Genomic DNA, 25,374 nt, shown 5'->3' with positions numbered 1-25,374 from the left:
ATTTGCCTGTGAACCCGCCCGTGCGCCCAATCCCGCGCCTTCTTGCCCTGCCCCTGTTGATCGCATCCTCGCTGCAGGCGCACGCCGGCGACGACTTTCCACAGAATTGGGGCCTGTGCCCCATCCAGGACGTGATCCCTGCATTCCCTGAAGTCACGCAGGTTCCGGAAGGGGTGGCCATCGATGGCAAGAACCAGCCCACCGACATCGAAGGCGACCAACTCTCCGGAACCGACGCCAATCCGATCTTCCGTGGCAACGTGACCATGCGCAACGGCGCGCAGTTCCTCGGAGCAGACCAGATCACCTACGATCAGGCCCAGGGTCGCTACACCGCGGAAGGAAACATCCGCTACCAGGCACCGGGGATGCGACTGCGCGCCGACCATGCCGAAGGCAACCAGAACACCGAGTCGCATACCCTGGAAGACATCCGTTACCAGTTGCTCTCGCGCCGCGGCAACGGCACCGCCAAGAGCGCCAGCATGGTCGGGGACAACGGCAGCCTGTATGGCGCCACGTACTCGACTTGCGCGCCGGAGTCACGGCATTGGGAATTGAGCGCGCGGCGGATCGACATCGACCAGAAAACCGGAATGGCGGTGGCGCATGGCGCCAGCCTGAAGCTGGGCAACGTGCCCGTGCTTTACCTGCCCTGGCTGATGTTCCCAACCGATGATCGCCGTCGCAGCGGCTTGCTGTACCCGTCGATCTCCAACTCCGGTCGCAACGGTTTCGATTGGCGACAGCCGATCTACATCAATCTGGCCCCGAACTACGACCTGACCCTCAATCCCAGATTCATGAGCCGCCGCGGCGTCTTGCTGGGTGCCGAGTTCCGCTACTTGAACGAGCACGGCAGCGGCACCCTTGGCGCACTGTGGATGCCGAACGACGACCTGCGCAATCGCGACCGCTGGCGCGTGCATTACAACGCCCTGCAGGATTTTGGCGAGCATTGGCAGGCGAGGGCCAGCGTCAATTGGATCAGCGACCCACGCTACTTCGAGGACTTCACCAACAGCATCGACGGACTCTCGCAATCCACCGCCTACAGCTCCATTGGCCTCTACGGTCGCGGCAGCAACTGGAACGTCCAACTCAGCGCCGACCACTGGCAACTGGCGGACTACACCCTCAACGACTGGATCCTGCCCTACGACCGGATGCCGCGCGCCGCGGCACATTGGGAGTATCCACTGGGGGCAGGCCCGGTGAGTTTCGGGATCGACGCCGAGGCAGTGCGTTTCCGCCACTCCGTCTTCCCAGCGGGATCCCGCCTCGACATCAAGCCATGGATCGCCGCGTCGTTCGAAGGCAACGCCTGGTTCGTGCGACCAACGCTGGCCTTCCGGCAGACCAGCTATTCGCTGGGCCCAGCGCTGGCCCAGATCCTGGGCAGCGCCTCGCCCTCGCGCGGGCAATCGATCTTCAGCGTCGATGCCGGCCTGTTCTTCGACCGCCAGGTCCAGTACAAGGGCAAGGACTACCTGCAGACGATCGAGCCGCGGTTATTTTACCTGAACGTGCCCTACGCCAACCAGGATGACATGCCGATCTTCGACACCCAGCCGCTGACCTTCGGCTGGCCGCAGATGTTCCGTGACAACCGCTATTCCGGTGCCGATCGACAGGCCGACGCCGACCAACTCACGCTGGCGGTGAGCACCCGCATGATCCGTGAATCGGACGGCCGCGAGCGTTTCTCGGCCAGCCTCGGCCAGATCCGCTATTTCCGTGATTCGCGCGTGCACCTGCCCGGGGAACCAATCACCCAGCAGGACCGTTCGGCCTGGGTGGCTGACATCAACTACGCCCCCACCGACCGCTGGACCCTGGGTGCGTCCTACCAACGCGATCCCAAGTTCCGCCGCACCGACCTCGCCAGCCTGCGCGCCCGCTACATGTTCCCGGGCGAAGGCGTGATCAACCTGAACTACCGCTACCGCAGGGCTTTGCTGGAACAGGTCGATTTTTCCTTCCTGTACCCGGTCAATGCCAGCTGGAGCTTGGTCGGGCGCCATTACTACTCACTGCGTGAACGCAAGACGCTGGAAGGCCTGGCTGGCGTGCAGTGGGACAGTTGCTGCATCGCGGTCCGTCTGGTTGCCCGCCGATACATGCGCAACCGCGATGGCCGGCTGGACAATACCCTGATGCTGGAATTCGAACTCAAGGGGCTTGGCGGAGCCGGCCAAGACACCCGCAGCACCTTGCGCCGCGCCATCCTCGGCTACAATCGCGATGATCTTTACCTGGTCCCGCCGCAAGCCGCGACTGGCCAGCCACCCTCGCCGGACCAAGACAGCATTCGCCCATGATGCCCACCATTCGCCCGCGCCTGCCGCGCCTCCTCGCCCTTTCCCTGTCATTGGCCCTGCTGCTGGCCGGTACCGCCACGGCGCAACAAGCTGCGCCCCAACCGGTGGAAAGCATCGCCGCGGTGGTCAATGAGGACGTGATCCTGCGCAGCGACCTGGACCGCGCCGTGGCCAACGTCCGCGCCCAATACGCCGACCGTCCGAACATCCTGCCGCCACCCGCCATGCTGGAGCAACAGGTCCTCGAACGCCTGATCCTGCAGCGGCTCGAACTCGAGCGAGCCATCAGTGGCGGCATTACGGCCACCGATGCCGACATCGACAACGCCGTGAACGGCATCGCGCAGCAGAACAACATGACCCCGGACCAACTGCGTGAGCGGCTCGCGAAGGATGGATCCTCGATGGCCGATTTCCGTGCCAACCTGCGCGATGAAATCATTAGCCAGAAATTGCGCCAGAGTTTCGCCCAGAACCGCATCAACGTGAGCGAAGCCGAGGTGGACGCCGCGCTGGCCACTGCCGCCAGCACGAGCATCCACCAATTCCACCTTGCCCATATCCTGATCAACACCCCGGACAACGCCAGTCCGGAACAGGTGCAGGCGGCCGTCAAGAAAATCGAGGACATCAAGAATCAAATCGATCGTGGCCAGATCACCTTCGCAGCCGCCGCCGTTCGCTATTCAAACAGCCCCAATGCGCTAGAAGGTGGTGACCTCGGCTGGCGCAGCGCCAACGAGATCCCGCCCGCATTCGCCAGCACCATCCAGCAGATGCAGCCCGGCCAGATCATCGGGCCGGTCCGTGGGCCCAGCGGATTCCAGCTGTTGCAGTTGGTCGACACCCGCGACCAAGCCCCTGCTGCGGGAGAAATGGTGACCCAGTTCTCTGCCCGCCAGATCTTGGTGAAGGTGGATGCCAGCACCAGTGATGCCGATGCAAAGGCAAAGATCGACGCGCTGGCAGCCCGACTGGCCGGCGGCGACGATTTCGGCAAGCTGGCACGGGAGAATTCCGACGACCAGGCCTCCCGCACGCGCGGTGGCGACTTGGGTTGGTTCTCGGCTGATGCGCAAAGTGCCACGCTCGGCATGCAGGTTGCTGCCCTTGCCGATGGCCAGACATCCGCCCCGTTCCGAACCGACGAAGGTTGGGTCATCGTGCAGCGACAGGGCTCCCGCGAGATTGCCGCCGGCAACGAGAGCCAGCGCGGCCAGATCCGCGAAACCATCGGCCGCCGCAAGCTGGAAGAGGAATGGGATCGCTACCTGCATGAATTGCGCAGCGAAGCCTATGTCGACATTCGCGATGCCCAAGGCCGTTCCACCCGCCCCGAATTGCAGGAAACGCCCGAGGAACGCCACAGGGTCACGCCCGTCGAAACGCGCCGGGAAGGAAGCCGCATCCTTTTCTGATCCCAATGCGACCACGGCTGGCGCTGGTCCCGGGCGAACCGGCGGGGATAGGTCCCGAGCTGGTGGTGCGGGCGGCACAACGCAGCTGGGACGCCGATCTCGTCATCCACGGCGACGCCGCCACGCTACGACGCGCAGCCGCGGCGGTTGATCTGCCGCTGTTTTTGCACGCCCGCGGTTCTGCACCGCTCGACCCGCGCAGTCTGGAAATCGTCGAGTGCACACTGCCGGTTGACTCGACTTTCGGCACGCCTGATCCGGCCAATGCCGCCAGCATCATCGCCAGCCTGACAGCAGCGGCCCAAGCCTGCCTCGACGGTCACCTCGACGGCATGGTGACGGGCCCGATCCACAAGGCCGCGATCAATGCCGGCGGCATTGCCTACACCGGCACCACCGGCCTGCTGGCGTCGCACGCGGGTTGCGAGGTGGTGATGATGCTGGCCAACCCCGCCATGCGCGTGGCCCTGCAGACCGTGCACATTCCGCTGCGCGAGGTCGCCGACCGCATCACGCCCGCTGCCCTGACCCGAACGCTGCGCATCGTCGACCGTGCGCTACGCACGCAGTTTGCGATCCGCGAGCCGCTGATCGCCGTGCTTGGCCTGAATCCGCACGCCGGCGAAGACGGGCTGCTCGGGTGCGAGGAGCGGGACATCCTCATCCCGACGCTCGCGCGCCTGCGCGGCGAGGGCCTGCGACTGGTCGGACCGCTGCCCGCCGACACCGCCTTCCTGCCCGAGAAGCTGCGCGGCTTCGACGCGGTGCTGGCGATGTACCACGACCAAGGCCTGCCGGTGCTCAAGCACACCGATTTCGCCCATGCGGTGAACATCAGCCTCGGCCTGCCCTATCCGCGGGTGGCGGTGGACCATGGGACCGCGCTGGACTTGGCCGGGACCGGGCAAGCCGATCCGTCCTCGCTGTTTGCCGCCATCGACACCTGCACCCGGTTGGCCCGTCGCGGCAGCCTTGCCTGATGAGCACGCCGGAATTCTCTCGCGAGGCCAAGAAGCACCTCGGCCAGAACTTCCTCCACGATCACGGCGTGATCGACAAGATCGTGCGGGCGATCAATCCGCAGCCGGGTGACGCGCTGGTCGAGATTGGCCCCGGCCAGGGCGCGTTGACCTTCCCGCTGCTGCGTCGCCACGGCGCGTTGACCGCGATCGAGTTCGACCGCGACCTGCATGCCCCGCTGCAAGCCGCTGCGCGCGAACATGGCCGCCTGCAGCTGATCGAAGGCGATGTCCTTGGCGTGGATTTCACGGCGCTGGCTGCGGCCAGTGGCGATGCGCACGGGACGATCCGGCTCGCCGGCAACCTGCCCTACAACCTCAGCTCGCCGATCCTGTTCCATGCCCTCGACCACGCCGCGGTGATCCGCGACATGCACTTCATGCTGCAGAAGGAAGTGGTGGAACGCATGGCCGCCGGCCCCGGCAGCAAGGTCTATGGCCGCCTCAGCGTGATGCTGCAGGCGTATTGCACGGTGACCCCGCTGTTCGTGGTGCCGCCGGGCGCGTTCCGGCCGGCACCGAAGGTGGATTCTGCCGTGGTGCGGATGCTGCCCTTTCCGCCTGAACGCATCGAGGTGCGCAACCGCGGGACCTTTGCCGCCGTCGTCCGCGCCGCCTTCGGCCAGCGCCGCAAGACCTTGCGCAATGCGCTCGGCGGGGTGGCCGAGGCGGCCGTCATCGAGGCCGCCGGCCTGCGTGTGGATGCGCGCGCCGAGCAGGTCGAGGTGGCCGGATTCGTACGCCTCGCCAATTTGCTCGCCAACAGCTGAACACGACATCGATCCGGGATCGTCGCACCAAGGCATACCACCGCTAGAATGGCGGCATGAGCGACAACGAATACCAGTTCGACATTGATGTCGATGCACGCTATCTGGACGACCAATCGATTCCGGAAGAGCGTCGCTACATGTTTGCCTACACCATTCGCATCCGTAACCGGGGCACGGTGCCGGCACGGCTGCTGGGCCGGTATTGGTTGATCACCGACGGCAATGGTCAAGTCCGCGAAGTCGAAGGCGACGGTGTGGTGGGCGAGCAGCCGTGGCTGCGCCCGGGCGAGGGCTTCGAATACACCTCGGGTGCGGTCTTGGAAACCGACATCGGCACCATGCAGGGCAGTTACGACATGCTCGCCGACGACGGCACCCGCTTCGCCACGCCGATCCCCGCATTCACCCTGTCCGTGCCGCGCACGTTGCACTGAAGGACGGTGACAGATGGCCGTCTGGGCAATCGGCGACCTGCAGGGTTGCCATGACGTGACCCAGCGCCTGCTGGAGAAGATCCGCTTCGATCCGGCGGTTGACCGGCTGTGGTTCTGTGGCGATTTGGTCAACCGCGGCGGGCAGTCGATCGAAACCCTGCGCCTGGTGCATTCGCTGCGTGAAGTCAGCCACGTCGTGCTCGGCAACCATGACCTGTCCCTGCTGGCGGTGTCCGAACGCACGCCCGACGAACAACGCCGCGTCAACCCGGATCTGCAGGGCGTGTTGTTCGCCCCCGATGCCCAGGAATTGCTGGCCTGGCTGCGCGGCCGCCCGCTCTGCCATGTCGATCGCAGTCTGGGCTGGATGATGGTGCACGCCGGCCTATCCCCGAAGTGGACCACCCAACTGGCGGAGAAACACGCGCGCGAAGTGGAAGCGCGCCTGCGTGGTGACGGCTACCGGAAGCTGCTGAAGAGCATGTATGGCGATGGCCCGGAATGGTCGCCGCGCCTGCAAGGCAGCGAACGTGATCGCGCCATCATCAACATCTTCACCCGCATGCGCTATTGCAGTCCGCGCGGGCGGGTCGCCTTCGAGCAGAAAGGCCCGCCAGGCAGCCAGCCCCCGGGGCTGTACCCGTGGTACGCCGTCCCTGGCCATGCCCAGCGCGATCTCAAGATCGTCTGCGGTCACTGGAGCGCGCTGAACCTGTTCATCGGCAACGGCATCCACGCCATCGACACCGGCGCGGTCTGGAGCGGCAAGTTGACCGCCCTGCAGCTGGATGCCGATGGTCTGAACGTGGTGCAGGTCCCTGGCCGCGACGTACCGGCGCCGATACCGAAACATCGACACCACAAACCCAGGCCTGCGCAACCCCAAGGCGGCCAGCGCCACGATGGCCCACGCCACGCCGACGATCAGCGCCGCTCGTAATCCACGAAGTCGAAGGCAAAGGCGTGCGCGGCATCTGCCGGATGCAGGACGCGCGATGTTTCCCGCCACTCGTGCAGGGCAAGGCGGGGGAAATGGGCATCGGCGCCTTCGACCACCGTGTCCACCCAGGTGAGATGCAAGCGCGTGGTGATCGGCAAGGCCAAGGCATACACCTCGCCACCGCCGATCACGCACAGTGCGCCGCCATCGCCTTCGGCAAGCAGCAAGGCTTGTTCCAACGACGCCACCGCCTGCATCCCCACGAACGGCACCTGGCCGCTGCGGGTCAGCACCAGGTTGCGCCGCTTCGGCAAGGCACGCCCGAGCGACTGCGCGGTCTTGCGCCCCATCAGGATGGGCTTTCCCAAGGTCAGCGTCTTGAAGCGCTTGAGATCATCCGGAAGATGCCACGGCAAGGCACCGTCTTTGCCAATAGCGTAGTGGCGATCGAGGGCAGCGATGAGGGTGAGACGGGATTGGGGATTGGGGATTGGGGATTGGAAAGAGCGCCCGGTAGCCACACTGCCCGAACCGACGTTTCCGCCCGCCAGACCCCCGCCCTGATCATTCGAATCACCAATCACGAATTACCACCCTCCCGAATCCCGAATCCCGAATCCCGAATCCCGAATCCCCACTCCTCACACCGCCACCGGCGCCTTGATCGCCGGATGTGGCTGGTAGCCGTCAATCGTGATGTCATCAGCAGTGAACGCGAAGATGTCGCGCACGGCCGGGTTCAAGCGCAAGGCCGGCAAGGCGCTGGGATCGCGCGCCAGCTGCGTGCGCGCCTGCGCGTCATGATTCGAATACAGGTGCGCATCGCCCAGCGTGTGCACGAAATCGCCGACGCCCAGCCCGCAGACCTGCGCCACCATGTGGGTGAGCAGGGCGTAGCTGGCGATATTGAACGGCACGCCGAGAAAGATGTCGCCGCTGCGCTGGTAGAGCTGGCAGCTGAGCTTGCCGTCGGCCACGTAGAACTGGAACAGGCTGTGGCAGGGCATCAGTGCCATCTTCGGCAACTCGGCCACGTTCCAGGCCGAGACGATCAGGCGCCGCGAATCGGGGTTGCGCCTGATTTCCTCGATCAGCCAGGCGATCTGGTCGACCGTCGTGCCGTCGGCGCCCTGCCAACTGCGCCACTGCTTGCCGTAGACCGGACCGAGCTCGCCATCGGCATCGGCCCACTCGTCCCAGATGCTGACCTGGTGATCGCGGAGGTAGGCGACATTGGTGCTGCCCTGCAGGAACCACAGCAGTTCGTGGATGATCGAGCGCAGGTGCAGCTTCTTGGTGGTGACCAGCGGGAAGCCTTTGCCCAGGTCGAAGCGCATCTGATAGCCGAACACGCTGCGGGTGCCGGTGCCGGTGCGGTCGCCCTTTTCGGTGCCGTGCTCCAGCACATGCCGCAGCAGGTCCAGGTACTGCTGCATCAGCGCGACTCCGGCTCCAGGGTCGGGCTGGACCGCGATTTCCACAGCCAGAACAGCCCGAGCAGGATCAGCGGCGTGCTCAGCAGCTGGCCCATCGTCAGCCAACCGAAGGCGAGATAGCCCAGCTGTGCGTCGGGTTCACGCACGAATTCGACCAGGAAGCGGAACCAGCCATACAGCAGCGCGAACAGGCCGGACACGGCATAGCGCGGGCGTGGCCTACGCGAGTACCAGACCAGCACGCAGAACAGCACCAAACCTTCCAGCGTGGCCTGGTACAGCTGCGAAGGATGACGGGCGAAGCTGTTCAGCACGCCGCTGTCGAACTGCGCCTTCAGCGCCGCCGGGTCCATCGAGGCGAACGGTTCCGGCAAGGCGCGCGGGAACACCACGCCCCAACCGTCGAAGGCGGTCCCTGCGGTCGGCTTGCCCCACAACTCGCCACCGATGTAGTTACCGATCCGGCCAAACCCCAGCCCGGCCGGCACCAGCGGGGCGATGAAATCCACCGTGTCGAAGAAGTGCAGGCGGTGCTTGCGCGACCACCAGGCGACCGCCGCCAGCACGCCCAGCAATCCGCCGTGGAAACTCATGCCGCCTTCCCAAACCCGGAACAGCGACAGCGGGTCGCGGATCAGATCGGCAAAGCCATAGAACAACATGTAGCCGATGCGCCCGCCCAGCACCACGCCCAGCATGGTGTAGAACATCAGGTCGGAGAAGCCCGCCTCGTTCACGCCGGGCAGTCGGCCCGCGCGCGCACGCCGCGCGCCCAGCCACCAGGCCACGGCGAAGCCCAGCAGGTACATCACCCCGTACCAGTGCACTTTCAACGGCCCAAGCGAAACGGCGATCGGGTCGATCTGGTCCAGGATCGGCATCATGCGTCAATGGTTCGAATCAGCGCATAGTGTAAGCCGCGCGGCTCACCAATCACCGGCACCGGGGATGTAATTGGCCTTGGCTCGGCGCCGCATCAACAGGTTCAGCCATTCCACCAGCACCGAGAAGCCCATCGCGAAATAGATGTAGGGCTTGGGCACGTGGACATCGAGCCCATCCAGGATCAGCACCACGCCGACCAGCAGGATGAAGGCCAGCGCCAGCATCTTCACGGTCGGGTTGTTGTCGATGAAGATGCCGAGGGGATTGGCGGCCAGCAACATGATGGCGACCGCCGACAGGATCGCCAGCACCATCACCACCACGTGGTCGGCGATGCCCACCGCGGTGATCACCGAATCCAGCGAAAACACGATGTCGATGATCGCGATCTGCAGGATCACGATGCCGAACACCGCCGAGGCCTGCGTGGTTCTGGGATCTTCGTCTTCGCCACCACTGATCAACTCGCGGATCTCGGCGGTGCCCTTGTAGAGCAGGAAGGCGCCGCCAAGGATCAGCACGATGTCGCGGATCGAGACGCCCATCCCGGCGACTGAAAAAATATCCTGCTGCATCCGCGCCAGATGGGCGAGCGTCACCAGCAACAGCACCCGGGTGATGCAGGCAGCGGCGATGCCGAGCTTGCGCGCAAACGGGCGGCGATGTTCCGGCAGGCGCCCGACCGCGATCGAGATGAACACCAGGTTGTCGATACCGAGCACGATTTCGAGCGCGCTCAGGGTGAACAGGGTCAGCCACGCGTCGGCGCTGGTCAGGAAACTCAGGTCCATTTCATTCTCGTCATGGCACGCCGGACCGTGTTCCTCACGTCCAGCGCGGCAGCAACAGCAAGGCCCACACCAGCACCACGTTCATCATCAGGACGAACACGGCCGCCGAGCCCATGTCTTTCGCGCGCCCGGCCAGCTCGTGGCGTTCCGGGCCAAACCGCTCGATCACCGCTTCCATCGAGGAGTTCATCAATTCCATCGCCAGCACCGGCAGGCAGCTGCCGATCAGCAGGGTGCGCTCAACCCCGGTTTGCCCCAGATACCAGCCCAGCGGCCCGAGCACGGCGAGCAGGTAGACCTCCAGCCGGAATGAGGATTCGTGCAGCCATGCCGCACGCAAGCCCAACAGCGACCATTTGGCGGCCCGCACGACGCCCGCAGGCCCGCGCGGGAGGTGCCCACGAACATCAGCCATCCAGGGTGACCCTGCGATCAGAAGGCGTGTTGGGCGTTCGGGAGGGCATCAAACAGGTCGCAACCGGCGGCGAAAGCCGCGTCGTCGTGGCAATTCTGCCACAAGCCAGCCCCCGGCACCCGGCGTCCCGCTGGTGGTGGCGCGGCGTGAGCGACGGATCGAGACCCGCCCTATTGCGACCGCAGCGCCTCGATCGGATCCAGCAACGAGGCCTTGCGTGCTGGGTAATAGCCGAAGAACAAGCCGGTGCAGATCGAAAATGCGGCGGCCAGCAGCACCACCTGGGTGTCGAGCTGCACCGGCAGGTCGCCGATCTTGCCGACGATCAGCGCGCCGGCGACCCCGATCCCGATCCCGATCACGCCGCCGCCCAGCGAAATCAGCATTGCCTCGGCGAGGAACTGCCGACGCACATCGGACGGCCCGGCACCCACCGCCATCCGCAAGCCGATCTCGCGGATCCGCTCGGTCACCGAGACCAGCATGATGTTCATGATCCCGATGCCACCGATGATCAGGCAAATGCCGGCAACCGCGCCGAGAAGCTTGGACATCAGGTTGGTGGTGGCGGTGCGGGTGGCGACGATCTGGGCGATGTTACGCACGGAGAAGTCGTCATCAGCACCCGGTTCGATCTTGTGCCGTTGCCGCAGCAGGCCTTCGATCTCGCTTTGCGCGCTGTCGAGGTTGCGGGCGTCATCGACACCCACGGCGATCTGCTGGACCGCGCCTGGCGGCATGTCCTGAGAGGTCGAAAGCCGCCGCCGCGCCGTTTCCAGTGGCACCACCACGATGTCGTCCTGGTCTTGGCCGAACCCGCCCTGGCCTTTCGAACCGAGCACGCCGACCACAGTGAACGGGACCCGCCCGATCCGGATCGCCTGCCCGATTCCGCTGTCCTCACCGAACAGCGTCTTGCGCACGGTCTCGCCGATCAACACCGATTTGCTGCCACCGCCGTAGTCGGCCGCGTCGAAGCCATTGCCCTGCGCGATCTGCCAGTCATTGATCGGAAACCAATCCGCTTGCACGCCCTGCCATTGGGTCGAGGTGTTGTTGACGCCGTAGACGATCTGCGCGCCGCCGCGCAGCGAACCGGCGGCGTACTGCACCTCCGGCACCTCGTTGCGGATCGCCTCCACGTCGCCGACGTTCAGCGACCAGCGACTGCCCTGCGCCATCCGCGCCCCGCCCGGTCCCATGCCGCCGGAGCTGCCGATGTCGAGGCGCTGTGACCCGAGGCCGGACACCATCTTGTCAATCTCGGCCTGGGTGCCCTGGCCGATCGACACCATCACGATCACCGCGGCAATGCCAATGATCACGCCCAGCGAGGTCAGCGCACTGCGCATCCAGTTGCCGCGCAGGGCGAAGAACGCGGTGCGCAGGATATCCAGCAGGGTCATGGCTGCGGCTCCGTCGACGCTGCGGTCATGGCATGCAACTCGCCGTCGCGCATGACATAGGTGCGGTCGGCATGCGCCGCCACGTGGGCATCGTGGGTGATCAGGATCACGGTGTGGCCGTCATCGCGCAGGCGCTTGAACAAGGCAAGGATTTCCTCGCCGGTCTTGCTGTCGAGCGCACCGGTGGGCTCGTCCGCCAGCAGGATCGGCGGATGGTTGACCAAGGCACGCGCGATCGCCACGCGCTGCTGCTGGCCGCCGGAAAGTTCGTTCGGAAAATGGTCGGCACGCCCACCCAGGCCAACCGCCTCCAGCGCCGCCAGCGCGCGCGTCCTGCGCTCGTGATGGGCAATCTGCGCATAGCCCAGCGGCATTGCCACGTTGTCGGTGGCGTCCATCCGCGGCAACAGATGGAAGCCCTGGAACACGAAGCCGATCTTCTCGCGTCGCAACTGCGCCAGTTGTTCCGCGTCGAGGGTTGACACATCGACACCATCGCACTCGTAGCTGCCCGAGGTCGGCTTGTCGAGGCAGCCAAGCAAGTTCATCAAGGTCGACTTTCCCGAGCCGGACGGCCCCATGATCGCCACGAAGCCGCCGCGCTCGATGGTCAAATCGACGCCGTGCAGCGCCACCACCTCCGCCTCGGTCCCGGCGGAATAGATCTTGCCGAGGCGTTGCGTGCGGATCACCGGCACCGTGGCATCGGCAACCATCACTTGGCTCCCGTTGCCGCGCGCTCACCGGAAATGATCTGATCGCCCTCGTGCAGATCGCGCCCGGAGACCTCGGTACTGCTGCCGTCGCTGGCACCGATCTTGATCGAAATCGCTTCCGGCTTGCCGTTCGCCAGGCGATAAACGGTGACACGGCGCGCATTGAGCAGTGCATCGACGCCCGCGCTCCACTTGCCCCGCTGGGCCGCATCGAGGCCCGCGGTGAACGCGGCGAATTGCTGGTTCATGCGATCACGCATGCGTGCACGCATCTGCGCCAGCATGCTGGGATCGGCGCTGCCGCCGCCGGAGCGCCCACCGAAGCCACGGCCTCCGCCGAACAAGCGATTGCCACCGCCCTGCTGGCCACCACCAGGCTGCTGGAACTGCGCCGCACGCTGGGCCTGGCGCTGCTTCATTTCCTCGAGTGCCTGCTCGAAGTTCGCCTTCTGCTCGGCATTCAGGCCCAAGGTCGCCGCCAACGTCTGCAGATCCTGACCCATGCCGGCGCCACCCCCTGCACCCGGCGGGCCACCGCTCGCACCTTCCGGCTGCAACTCGGCGAGCGGGGAATCCTCGTTTGGCTTGAAGCGAAGCGCGGCATTGCCGAGCTTGAACACGTTTTCGCGGCTGCTGACCTCGATCTCGGCATTCACCGTCAGCCCAGGCAGCAAGGTGCCGTCACTGTTGTCGACGGTGACGATGACCGGATAGGTGACCACGTTGTTGGTGGTGGTGGCCGCCATCCGCACCTGCTTGACCACGCCCTTGAACTGGCGATCCGGGAAGGCATCGGCGGTGAAGCTGACGTTCTGGCCCACCTGCACCTGGCCGATATCGGACTCGTCCACCGCCAGCTCGATCTGCATCTTCGACAGGTCTTCGGCGATGGTGAACAACTCCGGTGCCGAGAAGCTGGCCGCAACAGTCTGGCCCGGATCGATCTTGCGGGTCAGCACCACGCCATCCACCGGCGAGGTGATCACGGCGCGGCTGATGTTGACCTGGGTGTTCTTCACCGAAGCCGTCTGCTGGCGGATCTGCGCCTGCGCCGAGCTCACCTGCGCACGCGCCTGGTCAAGCGCAGCGCGGGCAAGATCGAAATCGCTGCGGGCAATCAGTTTCTGCTGCACCAGGTCCTGCTTGCGCTGGAAGTCGAGGCTGGCATTGCGCAGGCTCGCTTCCGCCTGCGCCAATTGCGCACGTGCGCTGGCGATCGCGGCATCACCCTGCTCCAGCTGGGCACGATAGGTGGACGGGTCGATCCGGGCCAGCACGTCACCCTTCTTCACCGGCGAATTGAAATCCACCAGCACATCGGTCACCTGACCGGAGATCTGGCTGCCGACGGTGACGGTGGAGATCGCGCTCAGGGTGCCGGTCGAGGAGATCGTCACCCGGATGTTGCCGCGCTGCACCGCCTCGGTGCGGTAGCCGTCTTCCGCGGCAGCATCGGCGCGCCGATGCCAGATGTACCATCCGCCCGCAAGGACGACAGCGGCCAAACCAAGGATGCCTAGCCGACGCGGGCTGAACAGGCTGCTGGATCGTTGCACTTTGTTCATGACGTAAACACGGCTCCCGGACGACAGGCGGCAAACCCCTTGTAGCGTACGAGGGCGCCTTAGGTTGACAAGGCCACGGATGCTACCTGCCGTTTGCTTCCGGGCACCGTGCCGGAAGGAATGGTCCAGAGCGTCGCTTCGCTCTTCGTTCAGTCAGTAAGCGGGCCCAATTCCTGACAGGGCGCATGCCCTTGGGAAATCTCGCACCGTGTCTCGGGCCGGAACAGGAGGCTGGCGCGGGTGCCACGCTCTTGCATGCGCTCGAGCACGAGATGCCAGCCGCAACGGAGTGCAAGCCGATGTGCGATGGTCAGCCCGAGGCCCGGCCCGGAACCCTCGCCAAGGTCGCTGCCGCGGAAGAACGGTTCAGTGGCATGTTCCAGCGCCGTCGCATCCATGCCAGGTCCGGTGTCCTCGACCTGCAGTCGATCTGAATGCAGGTGCACCCGCACTTCGCCAGCAGGGGTAAAACGGACTGCGTTGTCGAGCAGTTGGCCCAACACGACCTGCAGCATCCGTGGAGACGCGTGCAGTTCCGGACCGGCATGGTGCACCACCTTCAGTTGCAACAGTTTCTGTTCCAGTTGCGGGCGAATCCTCTGCAATTCGCGCTCAAGGACATCACCGACCGCAAACTCCTCGCATTCGGGCTCGGTCTCTTCGCTGCGCGCCAGCAGCAGCAGGGCATCGATGATCGCCTCCATGCCTGCACCTGCGACCCGGATCCGCTCCAACGAACGCCGCGAGGTCTCCGACAACGCCAAGTCGTTGCCGATCAGGTCACTTGCAACCCGGATCACGGTCAGCGGCGTACGCAGTTCGTGGCTGGCCGCACGGGTGAACTCGCGTTCGCGCACCGCGTGTTCGCGAAGGCGCAGGCCGAATCCATGCAGCGCATCGGCAAGCTTGCGCACGTCGCCACGGATTTCCCTTGGCAGGTGCTCAGGCGAGAGGACATCGGGATTGGGACGACGCGGATCCCAGGCCGCGACAGCACGCAGGATCCAGCAGACCGGCGCGATGGCCCGGCGACCCGCACGGTCCCCAAGCCAGATCACCGCCAGCATGACCAGAGCCACGGCCGCAAAGACCGCGGGCGGAAACCATGCCCCGGTGACATCGTCGTAATGCGCAAGCACGATCAGCCCGCAGGCAGCCACCCCACAGAGCAGGGCGAGTTGCAGCAGGAAGATCCTGCGGACTTGGAATTGCCAAGTCGACATGGCTGCGGTCCGGAATTCAGCCCGGCTGTCCGGACAAATCGGCAATCCGGTAGCCGGCGCTTTGCACCGTGTGCAGGAGGGGATGCGGGAACGGCTTGTCCATGACCTTGCGCAGGTTGTACAGGTGGCTGCGCAGGGTGTCTGAATCGGGCATGTCGTTGCCCCAGATCTCGCGTTCGATCTCCTGCCGGCTCACCACCTTGGGCGATTCCCGCATCAGGATCGACAACAGGCGCAGGGCGATCGGCGACAGTTGCAGTTCGATGCCGGCACGTGTGGCACGCATCGCACCGGGGTCGAGTTCCAGATCCCCGACGCGCAGAGCCTCCGCGCCGATCTGGCGGCGATCACGGCGGATCAGCGCGTGCAACCGCGCTTCCAGTTCACGAATCGCGAACGGCTTGGTCAGGTAATCGTCTGCTCCTGAAGACAGCCCGGTCAGCTTATCGTCGAGGGTATCGCGCGCGGTCAGCATCAGGATGGGGGTCGCCTTGCGGGCCTCGCCACGCAGTCGCTTGCAGACTTCGACCCCATCCATGCGCGGCAACATCAGGTCGAGCACGATGGCGTCATAGGTGTTCTCCGAAGCCAAGCGATAGCCATCGACGCCGTCGGCGGCGTAATCGATCTCGAAGCCGCAGCTTTCGAGGAACTCCCCAACCATCTCGGAGATGTTGCGGTTGTCCTCGATGATCAGCACCAACCCACTTTGCTGTTTTTCCTGCATGCGTGTCGTCCCGGCGTCCCTGTCCCTGCAGGATGCTGCCTCCATGGTCGAAGCTGCGTGAAGGGACATCCCGTCACCGCCCAGGGCAGCACTGGCCCAGGGCAACGCTTAATTTGGCGTTGTCTACCGACCATGGCCGGTCGGCCGCTGACAAGCCCCGGATGGACTTGTTCAGTGCAGCCCCAGACAGCGCCCGCCCGCCAAGGATGGCGGGCCACGAATCAATCATGCGGGTGATTGATTCGCGTGAGCCCTAGAACGGAATCCGTCCGACCAAGATGTCCTTGTACATCACCCAGTCGCCGGCGAAGGAATAGAAGGGGTTCCTGAACGTGGCCGGACGATTCTTCTCGAAGAAGAAATGCCCGACCCACGCAAACGCATAGCCGCAGACCACTGATGCCAGCAGCCACCATGGATTCGCAGCCTTGACCGCCAGCACGATGAAGCCGATGGAAAGGCTGGTGCCGAAGAAATGCAGCCGCCGGCAGGTGCGGTTGCGATGCTGGCCCAGATAAAAACCATAGAACTCGCTGAAGCTTGAGTAGCCTTTGCTCACGAAATGCCCTGCTTCAAGGACTCGCGCTCGGCCAGCTTGGCCCGCTCCCAATAGCGATCCTGCGCCTCGAGTGGTTTGCCCGCCAAACCTCCATCGCCGGCTGCAAGCGCCTCCATCGCCCGGAACCGGCGCTCGAATTTCAGGTTCGCCCGTCGAAGCGAGCCGCCCACATCGACCTTTGCATGGCGCGCCAGGTTGGCGCAGACAAACAGCACGTCGCCAATCTCGTCTTCCAGTCGATCGCGCGCAGCGGCATCTCCGGGCGCGGCCGCGACTGCGTCGAACTCGGCACGCACTTCGTCGATTTCCTCACGCAATTTTTCCAGCACCGGCCCGGGGCCCGGCCAATCGAAGCCGACCTTGGCCGCCTTGTGCTGCAGCTTCACCGCCCGCTGCCATTCCGGCAGGCCGCGCGAGATCCCGGCCAAGGCCGAACCATCCTGCTCGCCCTTGGCGATGCGTTCGGCGCGCTTGCGCGCCTCCCAGTCGGCCAACTGTGCTTCGGCGTCCTCGAAACTGGCATCACCGAACACGTGCGGATGCCGACGTTCCATCTTGTCGCAAATCGACTCGACGACATCGGCGAACGCGAATGCTCCGTCTTCCTCCGCCATCCGCGCATGGAACACCACCTGCAACAGCAGGTCACCCAGTTCGTCCTTCAGGTCCACCATGTCACCGCGGTCGATCGCATCGGCGACCTCGTAGGCCTCCTCGATGGTGTACGGCGCGATGGTCGAAAATGTCTGTTGGGTATCCCACGGACAGCCGCCATCGGGATCACGCAACCTGGCCATGATCGCCAGCAGGTCATCGATCGTGCGTGTCTGGCTCATGCCTGCAACCGTTCCCACTGGGTGGGATCCCCCAGCGCAAGGAAATCCCCGTTGAGCAGGATGTCGCGCTGGTTGTAACGGAAAGGACGCCCCTGCGGATCGAGTACTGCCCCGCCGGCAGCTTCCACGATGGCCTGCCCGGCACCGGTGTCCCATTCGCTGGTCGGGCCAAAGCGCGGGTACAGGTCGATGGCGCCCTCGGCGATCCGGCAAAACTTCAGCGCCGAACCGCAACCGATCACCTCGGCCCCGGGCAACGCATCGAGCATGGCCTGAGTGCGCGCATCCCGGTGCGAACGGCTGGCGGCCACACGCAGCGGTGCAACCGCAGGCCGACGGGTTTGGATGATGACATCGCGATCGCCCTCCCGACGGAACGCGCCGCGCGCGTCGCCATGCCAAAGTCCGCCGGTAACCGGTTGCTGGATCAGGCCGAAGCGCGCCACGCCATCCTCGACGAAGGCGATATTGATGGTGAACTCACCATTGCGCTTCACGAACTCGCGGGTGCCGTCGAGCGGATCGACCAGCCACAGTCGGCGCCACTGCCGGCGTTCGGCAAGCTCCACGTCGCGGGATTCTTCCGACAGCACCGGGATATCCGGGGTCAACGACCTCAGGCCATCAACGAGGCAGCGATGGGAGGCCAGGTCGGCAGCGGTCAGCGGCGAATGGTCGGTCTTTTCCTCGACCGCAAAATCGTGCCCATAGATTGCCAGGATCTCGGCGGCGGCCTCACGCGCCAACCGGATCACGCCTTCCCGCAGTCCGTCAACGATCGGCATGCTGCTGCATCCATTCGCGTGCGATGAACAGGCCGGCAATCGTGCGGCCTTCGGAAAAATCTTCCTGCAGGATCAGTTCCCCCAGGTTGGCCAGCTTCCACGGCACCAGTTCGGGCGGCTCGGGCTCGTCGCCTGGCAAGCGCTGCGGATACAGGTCCCGCGCCAGCACGAGATGGGTCTGGTGGCTCATGTAGGTGGGGGCCAGGGTCAGGCTGCGCAAGACGCGGAGCTCACGGGCACCGTAGCCGGCCTCCTCCATCAACTCACGATTGGCAGCCTGCTCTGGAGTCTCGCCGGCATCGATGCGCCCCTTGACCAAACCCAACTCGTAACGGTTCACGCCAGCCGCGTATTCGCGGATCAGCAGCACGGTCGCCTCGTCCAGCATCGGCACCACCGCCACCGCGCCGTGGCCACGCCCGTGCAGACGCTCGTAACGACGGCGTTCGCCATTGCCGAATTCGAGGTCGAGCCGCTCCATCCGGTACGGGCCGGCATCGTGCTCGGTGATGCCGTGGATGATCGGCAGGCGATGGCTCATGGGGTCGCAACGAAGGCGATAATGGCGGGATGAAGGCAGGTCACGATACCGACATGATAACGGTGGAGCAGCGCTGGCGCGCGCGCGACCTCGCGGTCCTGTGGCATCCGTGCACCCAGATGCGCGAACACACCAGTGGAGGGGCATTGCCGCTACTGACGGTGGCACGCGCGGAAGGCGCGTGGCTGGTTGGCCACGACGGGCGCCACGTGCTCGATGCCATCAGCAGTTGGTGGACCAACCTGCACGGCCACGCCGAGCCGCGGATCGCCCATGCCATCGCACGCCAGGCCCAGACCCTGGAGCAGGTCATCCTTGCCGGCTGTTCGCATGCACCGGCAGTGGAACTGGCCGAGCGCCTGCTCGCGATCATTCCCCGCGAACCGGGCCGTGCGCCGTTGGCCAAGGTGTTCTATGCCGACAACGGCTCGTCCGGGGTCGAGGTCGCACTGAAGATGGCCTACCACTGGTTCCACAATCGTGGCGACCGCAACCGCACCCGGTTCGTCGCGCTGACCGGCAGCTATCACGGCGAAACGCTCGGCGCGCTGTCGGTGGGAGACATCCCGCTGTATCGCCGGGTGTACGCACCGTTGCTGCTGGAGGTCCTGTTCGCGCCCTCGCCTGACGCTTTCGGGGCGCCGGATGAGGCCACCGCGAGCGAGCGCGCCCACGCCGCCGCCGATGCCTTGGAGCGCTTGCTGACGGAACACCCAGGTGAAGTCTGTGCCTTCATCCTGGAGCCACTGGTGCAATGCGCCGGGGGCATGCGCATGCATCACCCGGCCTACCTGCGCCGGGTGCGCGAACTGTGCGATACCCATGGCGTTTTCCTGATTGCCGATGAGATCGCGGTCGGGTTCGGCCGCACCGGCACCCTGTTCGCCTGCGAACAGGCTCCCGCGGCCGATTGCAGCGGCCCCGGCATCCAGCCCGACCTGCTGTGCCTGTCGAAGGGGCTGACTGGCGGGTTCTTGCCACTCTGCGCAGTCCTGGCAACCCAAGCGATCTATGACGGGTTCCTCGACGACTCACGCGAACGTGCCTTCCTGCATTCGCACAGCTACAGCGGCAATCCGCTCGCTTGCGCAGCGGCGTTGGCGTCGCTGGACATCTTCGAAAGCGATGGCGTGATCGTGCGTAACCGGGCAACTGCGACACGGATGGCCGAACTGGCCGCACCACTGGCCAGCCACCCGTTGGTTCGAGAAGTGCGCCAAGCAGGGATGATCCTCGCTATCGAGTTGAACCCGGCATCGGACAACCGCGAGGATGGACATGCGGTCGAAATTGCCAGGCGCCGCGGCCTGCGCATGTACCGCGCTGCACTGGATCATGGCGTCCTGCTGCGCCCTCTGGGCGACGTGCTGTACTGGATGCCACCCTATTGCGTCGACCACGCGCAATTGGCACTGCTGGCCAACGCGACCGCTGTCGCCCTGGACGAGGCCGCCCGATGCGCCTGACCCGCTGCCACCTCGACCAGCCGCTGGCCGTTGGAGCAACGGTCAACTTGACCGAGCAAACTGCACAGCACCTGCTGCGCGTCCTGCGATTGGGTGTGGGCGATTCTTGCGTGTTGTTCAACGGCGATGGCCACGACTGCGATGCCCGCATCGTGGCGGTCGGCAAGCGCGGAGCTCAGGCGGAGATCACCGCTCGCCGGCACATCGACAACGAATCCCCGCTTCGCGTCACCCTGCTGCAGGGGCTCGCGCGCGGCGAGAAGATGGACTGGATCATCCAGAAGGCCACCGAACTGGGCGTGGCTCACATCCTTCCGGTGGTCAGTGAACGCTGCGAGGTGCGACTGGACGCAGAGCGGGCTGGCAAGCGCCTTGCGCACTGGCGCGAAGTTGCCATCTCAGCCTGCGAACAAAGCGGCCGGGCGCAGGTGCCGGTCGTTGCCATTCCCCAGCCGTTGGAATGGGCCGCCGGCCTTCGCTCCGGCCGGGGTTACGTCCTCGACCCATGTTGCGGACATTCCCTGCGCGAGAGTCTTCCAGCGACCCCGGGTGATTGCACGCTGGCCGTCGGTCCGGAAGGCGGCTGGTCACCCCGCGATCTCGAGTTGCTGCACGCTGCGGGATTCGAGGGCATCCGCCTCGGCCGCCGGGTACTGCGCACGGAAACTGCCGGGCTTGCTGCGCTGGCCGCCCTGCAAGCCCTGACCGGCGACCTGACCTGAACCAGAACCCTGCTGTCAGGCCACTTCAGCCAGCACTTCGCGCAAGGCCAATTCCAAGTCGTCGAGATCCGGGACCACGGCTTCGTCATCGTTGAGCCGTACCCGCGACAGCACGCCGTCCGGCAACTCATCACCACTCTCGTCCAAACGAGACAGCGCAGCATCAGTCACCGTCACCAGACGCGGGAAGCCCTGGGTCAGCACCGCGAAGTACGGGCGCTTGGTATCACCGCCCATCGCCTTCAGCACGATCACCTTGCTGCCCAATCCACCCTGCTCCTCGGAGATCCCGGCGAAACGGGAAAACGCGACCAGCGGCAAGCGCCAACCGCGCCAGCGGATGCGGCCAAGCAGCCAATCCGGTGCACCAGGAACGGGTTCTGGCGTGGGGTAGGAAAGCACTTCAGCGATCGCGGCATTGGGCAACAACAGGCGCGTCCCCGCCACCTGGATCAGGACGCCGCGGATGATGTGGGAGATGTCGGCCATGAGCTACCTCAGGGGGTCCAGCGTTCAAGGAGTTGGCGCGCCATGATCGCAAGGCTGCGCGAATCCCCGCCGCGCGCAACCAGCGCCTGACTCGCGGCGGGATCAAAGCAGTTTTCCGGCGCCTGGCCCAGAACCATGGCGCCCGCCCAGGACATGGTCATGCCGACGTCGACCATTGCTGATTCCGCACCGCTGAGCAGAAGCAGCGCACTGTCCGCAGCGCGCAGGGCGGCAAACCGGGGTTCTCCGGTGGCCGCACTGAACACCAGGCCACGGTCCCCGGATTCCACGTCAAGACCGTCTGGAAGAACGTACACGGTTCCCGGCTGGAGCGAATCGCCTGCCTGTGCAAGGACGACCTGCAAGGGCGTAGATCGCTGCATCTGCCGCACCAATCGATCGTATTGCGCCCCTTCGATGCGCTGCCGCAGCAGGATTGCGCGCGGGAAAGCCGCCGGAAGTGCGCCGAGCAACTGGCGCACGGCATCCGGACCGCCCACGCCGGCAACGATCACAACCGCACCCGGAACCTGCGCGGGTGCATGTGCCGGGGCCCGGGGTTCTTCGGGAAGCGCGGCAACCGCCAGCGTCAGCTCGCGCATTTCAGCCTCGAAATCGACAGCCCCATCCTTGCTCGCAATCCCGGGAAGCACATCATCGCTCCCGGAGAGCTTGGCGTTGAGGTGCCGCTCCCACCGTGCCTCCTCCCAGCCAGTACGACGGGCCGCGACATCAGCATCGTCGAACAGCACTTCCAACGCAGGATCGGCGAACAGATCATCGAACTTGCCAAGCGCAGCTTCGGTTGCCGAATCCAGCAGGACCAGCAATGCGCCGGGCGCCCTTGCCCTGACATCGCCTTCCGAAGCCGCGGTCGGATCCAAGGTGGCAACCAGCTCGGCGCCAGTCTTCCGTACCGCAGCTTCGGCACGGTCACACGCAGCACCGGCCTTGGCCAGCACGACCACCCTTGCGCCTGTCATTGCAGGCTACCGTCGCCAACGCGCTCCAGCTTGAGCAGCTCGAACACGTTGCGCATCAGCTCGACCTCCTGGTACGGCTTGCCGAGGTAGCGTTCGACGCCGATGTCGACCGCGCGCTGGCGATGTTTGTCGCCGGTGCGCGAGGTGATCATGATGATCGGCACGTTGCGCAGACGCGGATCCGCCTTCATCGCCGTGGCCAACTCGTAGCCATCCATGCGCGGCATTTCGATATCGAGCAGCATCAGGTCCGGAACCAGATCGATCATGTGCTCCAGCGCGTCGAGGCCATCCTTCGCCGTCGCCACCTCGAAACCATGGCGTTCCAGCACGCGCCCGCTGACCTTGCGCATGGTGACCGAGTCGTCCACCACCATGACCAGTGGAACCTTGCGCTGGTCTTCGGCCGGGGCCTCCGATACCGGGGCCTCCAAGTGGGCCATCGATGCGTAGCGACGCACCATCGGCGCGATGTCGAGGATGATGACCACGCGGCCATCGCCCATGATGGTTGCACCGAACACGCCAGGCAGGGACGACAGCTGCGGGCCGCCGTCCTTGACCACGATTTCACGACTGCCGACCACCTGGTCGATCGCCACCGCCGCGCGCAACTCACCCGAACCGATCAACAGCAGCGGCATCTGCAAGTGACCTTCCGCCTTCGCCGTCGGTGCCCCGACCAGCGCGCCGAGATCATGCAACGCGTAGTCTTCGCCACCGTAGCGATACACCGCGTCCGGCTTTGCCAGGTCTTCGCGCGGGATGCGACCGACGCCGCGAACCGATGCAATTGGCACCGCGTACTCGGTTTCGCCGATCTTGACGAACACTGCCTGGGTCACCGCCAGCATCTGCGGCAGGCGCAGGACGAAGTTGGTGCCTTCGCCCAGCTTGGACTGGATTTCGATCGAGCCACCGAGTTGGCGGACTTCGCTCGCCACCACGTCCATGCCGACGCCGCGACCGGCGAGCCTGCTGACCGTCTCGGCGGTTGAGAAGCCAGGCTCGAAGATCATGCGATCGAGTTCGGCATCGGTCATCACCGTGTCCGGCTGGATCAGCCCACGGTCGACTGCACGTGCCCTGATCGCCTCGCGGTTGAGGCCGGCGCCATCGTCGCCCACTTCGAGCACGACTTCCGATCCCTCGTTGCGGACCGCGATGCGGATCGCTCCTTCCAGGGACTTCCCGGCCTGCGCACGCTTGTCCGGGGCCTCCAAGCCATGGGCCACCGCGTTGCGCAGCATGTGCTCCAGCGGTGCCGTCATGCGCTCGAGCACGTTGCGATCGAGTTCGCCCTGCGCACCGTCGACCTTGAGCACCGCCTGCTTGCCGGTCTCGCCAGCCGACTGGCGAACCACCCGGCGCAACCGAGGCAGCAGCGAATCCAGCGGCAACATGCGCGTGCGCATGAGGCCTTCCTGCAGGTCCGAGCTCACGCGCGACTGCTGCGTCAGCAGCGTCTCGTACTGGCGCGTGAGGTCGTCCATCGAATCATGCAGGCTCTGCAAGTCGGCGGCCGATTCGGCCAAGCCGCGCGACAGCTGCTGCAGGGTGCTGAAACGGTCCAGCTCCAGCGGATCGAAGGATTCGTCGCCGGCGTCGTTCTGGCGCTGGTAGCGCGCCATGATCTGCGCTTCGGTCTCGGAGTCGAGGCGACGCAGCTGGTCGCGCAAACGGATGTTGGTGCGCTCCATTTCCTGCGCGGTGGCGCGGAAGGCGGCAAGCTGCTGTTCGAGACGCGCACGGTAGATCGCCACTTCGCCGGCGTAATTCACCAGCCGGTCGAGCAAGTCTGCGCGGATGCGCACCTGTTCCTGCGGCGCACGCACGGAGGCATCGTCGTCCGCGGCAAACGTGCGATCTTCGATCGGTGCCGACAACGGCTTGAGCGCCGCAACCCTGCTCGGCACCGGGACGCTCGTTGCCTCGGGCTGGCTTTCAGGTGCCGGCTCCGGGGTAGATTCGACCGCGGCAACCGTATCGCGTTCCGACGTTGCCTCGGCTCCTGCTGCAGGCAATTCGAGATCTGCCGGTGCCGCCGCTTCGCCTCCGGTTTCGATTTCCGCGGGAGCCTGAGCAACCGATTCCGGGGCTTCGAATACTCGATTTTCGGAGCGCGCAACGAACTCCTCGATCAGCATGGCCGGCAGGCCGACAGCGCGGCGTGCCGCGATGCGGGTGACCATGTCGCGCAATCGATCGAAGCCGCGTTCGAGCAGCTTCACGCCATCGCCACCAAGTTCTGCACGCTGGAGGGCCACGCCTTCCAACAGCGATTCCATCGCATGGCCCAACTCACCGACCGACATCATGCCGGCCATGCGCGCGCCACCCTTGAAGGTGTGCAGGTCGCGCTGCAGCCCGACGATCAGCTCGTTGTCGTCCTGGTTGTCACGCAATTGCGCAAGCAGGCCATCGGAGTGATCGAGCAGGTCGTTGCCTTCCTCGATGAAAATGTCGAGCAACTCGACGTCCAGATCACTGGTATCGAGTGGCGCATCCGGGTCTTCGGCCGCAGTCGCGGTCGCGAGCAGGGCAGCCAGTGCGGCCTCCTCGCGCGCCTTGGCGATCGCCGCCGACTCGGCAGCGCGACGTTCGGCATCTTTCCTCTCGGCTTCACGCCGCTCGGCTGCCACACGTGCGGCTTCCTGGCGTTCGGTTTCGGCACGCGCCGCCGCAATGCGCTCGACTTCCTCGCGCTCTGCGGCCAGACGCGCCGCTTCCGCCGCTGCAGCCTGTTCTGCCGCAACACGCTCGGCTTCCGCCTGTTCCGCGGCAACGCGCTCGGCTTCCGCCTGTTCCGCGGCAACGCGCTCGGCTTCCGCCTGTTCCGCGGCAACGCGCTCGGCTTCCGCCTGTTCCGCGGCAACGCGCTCGGCTTCCGCCTGTTCTGCGGCAACGCGCTCGGCTTCCGCCTG

Annotated in this window: 25 protein-coding genes; 8 read left to right on the top strand and 17 right to left on the bottom strand. The window is 65.4% G+C overall.

The window, feature by feature from the left end; genetic code table 11:
- Positions 1-20 precede the first annotated feature (20 nt).
- Genes lptD through IT472_RS10405 form a run of 6 tightly spaced genes read left to right on the top strand, consistent with a single transcriptional unit; the run spans position 21 to position 6,905 of the window.
- The gene (lptD, locus tag IT472_RS10430; protein WP_297181433.1) at positions 21-2,321 is read left to right on the top strand and encodes an LPS assembly protein LptD; all 2,301 of its coding nucleotides are present in this window, start codon (positions 21-23) and stop codon (positions 2,319-2,321) included.
- 8 nt (positions 2,322-2,329) lie between these two features.
- Positions 2,330-3,739 (top strand): peptidylprolyl isomerase, encoded by a 1,410-nt coding sequence (locus tag IT472_RS10425; RefSeq protein WP_343231830.1) that lies wholly within the window; start codon positions 2,330-2,332, stop codon positions 3,737-3,739.
- Between the two features lie 5 nt (positions 3,740-3,744).
- The gene (pdxA, locus tag IT472_RS10420; protein WP_297181431.1) at positions 3,745-4,719 is read left to right on the top strand and encodes a 4-hydroxythreonine-4-phosphate dehydrogenase PdxA; all 975 of its coding nucleotides are present in this window, start codon (positions 3,745-3,747) and stop codon (positions 4,717-4,719) included.
- Positions 4,719-5,528: a 16S rRNA (adenine(1518)-N(6)/adenine(1519)-N(6))-dimethyltransferase RsmA gene (rsmA, locus tag IT472_RS10415; RefSeq protein WP_297181430.1), complete on the top strand. Its 810-nt coding sequence runs from the start codon at positions 4,719-4,721 to the stop codon at positions 5,526-5,528. The genes pdxA and rsmA overlap by 1 nt, the downstream gene beginning before the upstream one ends.
- Positions 5,529-5,584: 56 nt before the next feature.
- Positions 5,585-5,965 (top strand): Co2+/Mg2+ efflux protein ApaG, encoded by a 381-nt coding sequence (gene apaG, locus IT472_RS10410; RefSeq protein WP_297181429.1) that lies wholly within the window; start codon positions 5,585-5,587, stop codon positions 5,963-5,965.
- Between the two features lie 13 nt (positions 5,966-5,978).
- Complete coding sequence (locus IT472_RS10405; protein ID WP_297181428.1) at positions 5,979-6,905, top strand: symmetrical bis(5'-nucleosyl)-tetraphosphatase; 927 nt, start codon at positions 5,979-5,981, stop codon at positions 6,903-6,905.
- On the opposite strand, the gene IT472_RS10400 is transcribed toward IT472_RS10405, so the two are convergent.
- From IT472_RS10400 to nudE, 14 genes are all read right to left on the bottom strand, one after another.
- Positions 6,890-7,321: a dihydrofolate reductase gene (locus tag IT472_RS10400; RefSeq protein ID WP_297181427.1), complete on the bottom strand. Its 432-nt coding sequence runs from the start codon at positions 7,319-7,321 to the stop codon at positions 6,890-6,892. The genes IT472_RS10405 and IT472_RS10400 overlap by 16 nt on opposite strands.
- A gap of 225 nt (positions 7,322-7,546) precedes the next feature.
- Positions 7,547-8,341, bottom strand: coding sequence for a thymidylate synthase (locus IT472_RS10395; protein ID WP_297181426.1), 795 nt, complete (start codon positions 8,339-8,341; stop codon positions 7,547-7,549).
- Complete coding sequence (gene lgt, locus IT472_RS10390; protein WP_297181458.1) at positions 8,341-9,222, bottom strand: prolipoprotein diacylglyceryl transferase; 882 nt, start codon at positions 9,220-9,222, stop codon at positions 8,341-8,343. Before lgt ends, IT472_RS10395 begins: the two co-directional genes overlap by 1 nt.
- Positions 9,223-9,267: 45 nt before the next feature.
- On the bottom strand, positions 9,268-10,017 hold the full coding sequence (locus IT472_RS10385; RefSeq protein WP_297181425.1) for a TerC family protein: 750 nt from the start codon (positions 10,015-10,017) through the stop codon (positions 9,268-9,270).
- 34 nt (positions 10,018-10,051) lie between these two features.
- Complete coding sequence (locus IT472_RS10380; protein WP_297181424.1) at positions 10,052-10,432, bottom strand: diacylglycerol kinase; 381 nt, start codon at positions 10,430-10,432, stop codon at positions 10,052-10,054.
- A gap of 170 nt (positions 10,433-10,602) precedes the next feature.
- Positions 10,603-11,838, bottom strand: a complete 1,236-nt coding sequence (locus tag IT472_RS10375) for an ABC transporter permease (RefSeq protein ID WP_297181423.1) — start codon at positions 11,836-11,838, stop codon at positions 10,603-10,605.
- Positions 11,835-12,554, bottom strand: coding sequence for an ABC transporter ATP-binding protein (locus IT472_RS10370; RefSeq protein WP_297181422.1), 720 nt, complete (start codon positions 12,552-12,554; stop codon positions 11,835-11,837). The genes IT472_RS10375 and IT472_RS10370 overlap by 4 nt, the downstream gene beginning before the upstream one ends.
- Positions 12,554-14,119 carry an efflux RND transporter periplasmic adaptor subunit gene (locus tag IT472_RS10365; RefSeq protein WP_297181421.1) on the bottom strand — a complete coding sequence of 522 codons (1,566 nt, stop codon included), beginning with the start codon at positions 14,117-14,119 and terminating at the stop codon, positions 12,554-12,556. The genes IT472_RS10370 and IT472_RS10365 overlap by 1 nt, the downstream gene beginning before the upstream one ends.
- A 149-nt stretch (positions 14,120-14,268) precedes the next feature.
- The gene (locus IT472_RS10360; RefSeq protein ID WP_297181420.1) at positions 14,269-15,342 is read right to left on the bottom strand and encodes a HAMP domain-containing sensor histidine kinase; all 1,074 of its coding nucleotides are present in this window, start codon (positions 15,340-15,342) and stop codon (positions 14,269-14,271) included.
- Positions 15,343-15,358: 16 nt separating this feature from the next.
- Positions 15,359-16,069 (bottom strand): response regulator transcription factor, encoded by a 711-nt coding sequence (locus tag IT472_RS10355; protein ID WP_297181419.1) that lies wholly within the window; start codon positions 16,067-16,069, stop codon positions 15,359-15,361.
- 253 nt (positions 16,070-16,322) lie between these two features.
- Positions 16,323-16,628: a DUF962 domain-containing protein gene (locus IT472_RS10350; protein ID WP_297181418.1), complete on the bottom strand. Its 306-nt coding sequence runs from the start codon at positions 16,626-16,628 to the stop codon at positions 16,323-16,325.
- The gene (gene mazG, locus IT472_RS10345; protein WP_297181417.1) at positions 16,625-17,464 is read right to left on the bottom strand and encodes a nucleoside triphosphate pyrophosphohydrolase; all 840 of its coding nucleotides are present in this window, start codon (positions 17,462-17,464) and stop codon (positions 16,625-16,627) included. Before mazG ends, IT472_RS10350 begins: the two co-directional genes overlap by 4 nt.
- The gene (cysQ, locus tag IT472_RS10340) at positions 17,461-18,249 is read right to left on the bottom strand and encodes a 3'(2'),5'-bisphosphate nucleotidase CysQ (protein WP_297181416.1); all 789 of its coding nucleotides are present in this window, start codon (positions 18,247-18,249) and stop codon (positions 17,461-17,463) included. The genes mazG and cysQ overlap by 4 nt, the downstream gene beginning before the upstream one ends.
- On the bottom strand, positions 18,236-18,790 hold the full coding sequence (gene nudE / locus IT472_RS10335) for an ADP compounds hydrolase NudE (RefSeq protein ID WP_297181415.1): 555 nt from the start codon (positions 18,788-18,790) through the stop codon (positions 18,236-18,238). The genes cysQ and nudE overlap by 14 nt, the downstream gene beginning before the upstream one ends.
- 29 nt (positions 18,791-18,819) lie before the next feature.
- Here nudE and IT472_RS10330 point away from each other — a divergent pair, with 29 nt between their 5' ends.
- Complete coding sequence (locus tag IT472_RS10330) at positions 18,820-20,256, top strand: adenosylmethionine--8-amino-7-oxononanoate transaminase (protein ID WP_297181414.1); 1,437 nt, start codon at positions 18,820-18,822, stop codon at positions 20,254-20,256.
- Positions 20,247-20,978, top strand: a complete 732-nt coding sequence (locus IT472_RS10325; RefSeq protein ID WP_297181413.1) for a 16S rRNA (uracil(1498)-N(3))-methyltransferase — start codon at positions 20,247-20,249, stop codon at positions 20,976-20,978. The genes IT472_RS10330 and IT472_RS10325 overlap by 10 nt, the downstream gene beginning before the upstream one ends.
- A gap of 15 nt (positions 20,979-20,993) precedes the next feature.
- On the opposite strand, the gene IT472_RS10320 is transcribed toward IT472_RS10325, so the two are convergent.
- The 3 genes from IT472_RS10320 to IT472_RS10310 all read right to left on the bottom strand — a co-directional run.
- Positions 20,994-21,467: a chemotaxis protein CheW gene (locus IT472_RS10320; RefSeq protein ID WP_297181412.1), complete on the bottom strand. Its 474-nt coding sequence runs from the start codon at positions 21,465-21,467 to the stop codon at positions 20,994-20,996.
- Positions 21,468-21,475: 8 nt separating this feature from the next.
- Positions 21,476-22,450, bottom strand: a complete 975-nt coding sequence (locus IT472_RS10315) for a chemotaxis protein CheB (RefSeq protein ID WP_297181411.1) — start codon at positions 22,448-22,450, stop codon at positions 21,476-21,478.
- Positions 22,447-25,374: hybrid sensor histidine kinase/response regulator (locus tag IT472_RS10310; RefSeq protein ID WP_297181410.1), on the bottom strand; the 2,928-nt coding region annotated here is incomplete at its 5' end. The genes IT472_RS10315 and IT472_RS10310, both read right to left, overlap by 4 nt.

This window comes from Thermomonas sp. (genome assembly GCF_020850895.1).
GTDB lineage: Bacteria > Pseudomonadota > Gammaproteobacteria > Xanthomonadales > Xanthomonadaceae > Thermomonas.
The sequence above is the reverse complement of the archived record's forward strand: the minus strand, read 5'-3'. Positions and strand labels throughout refer to the sequence as shown.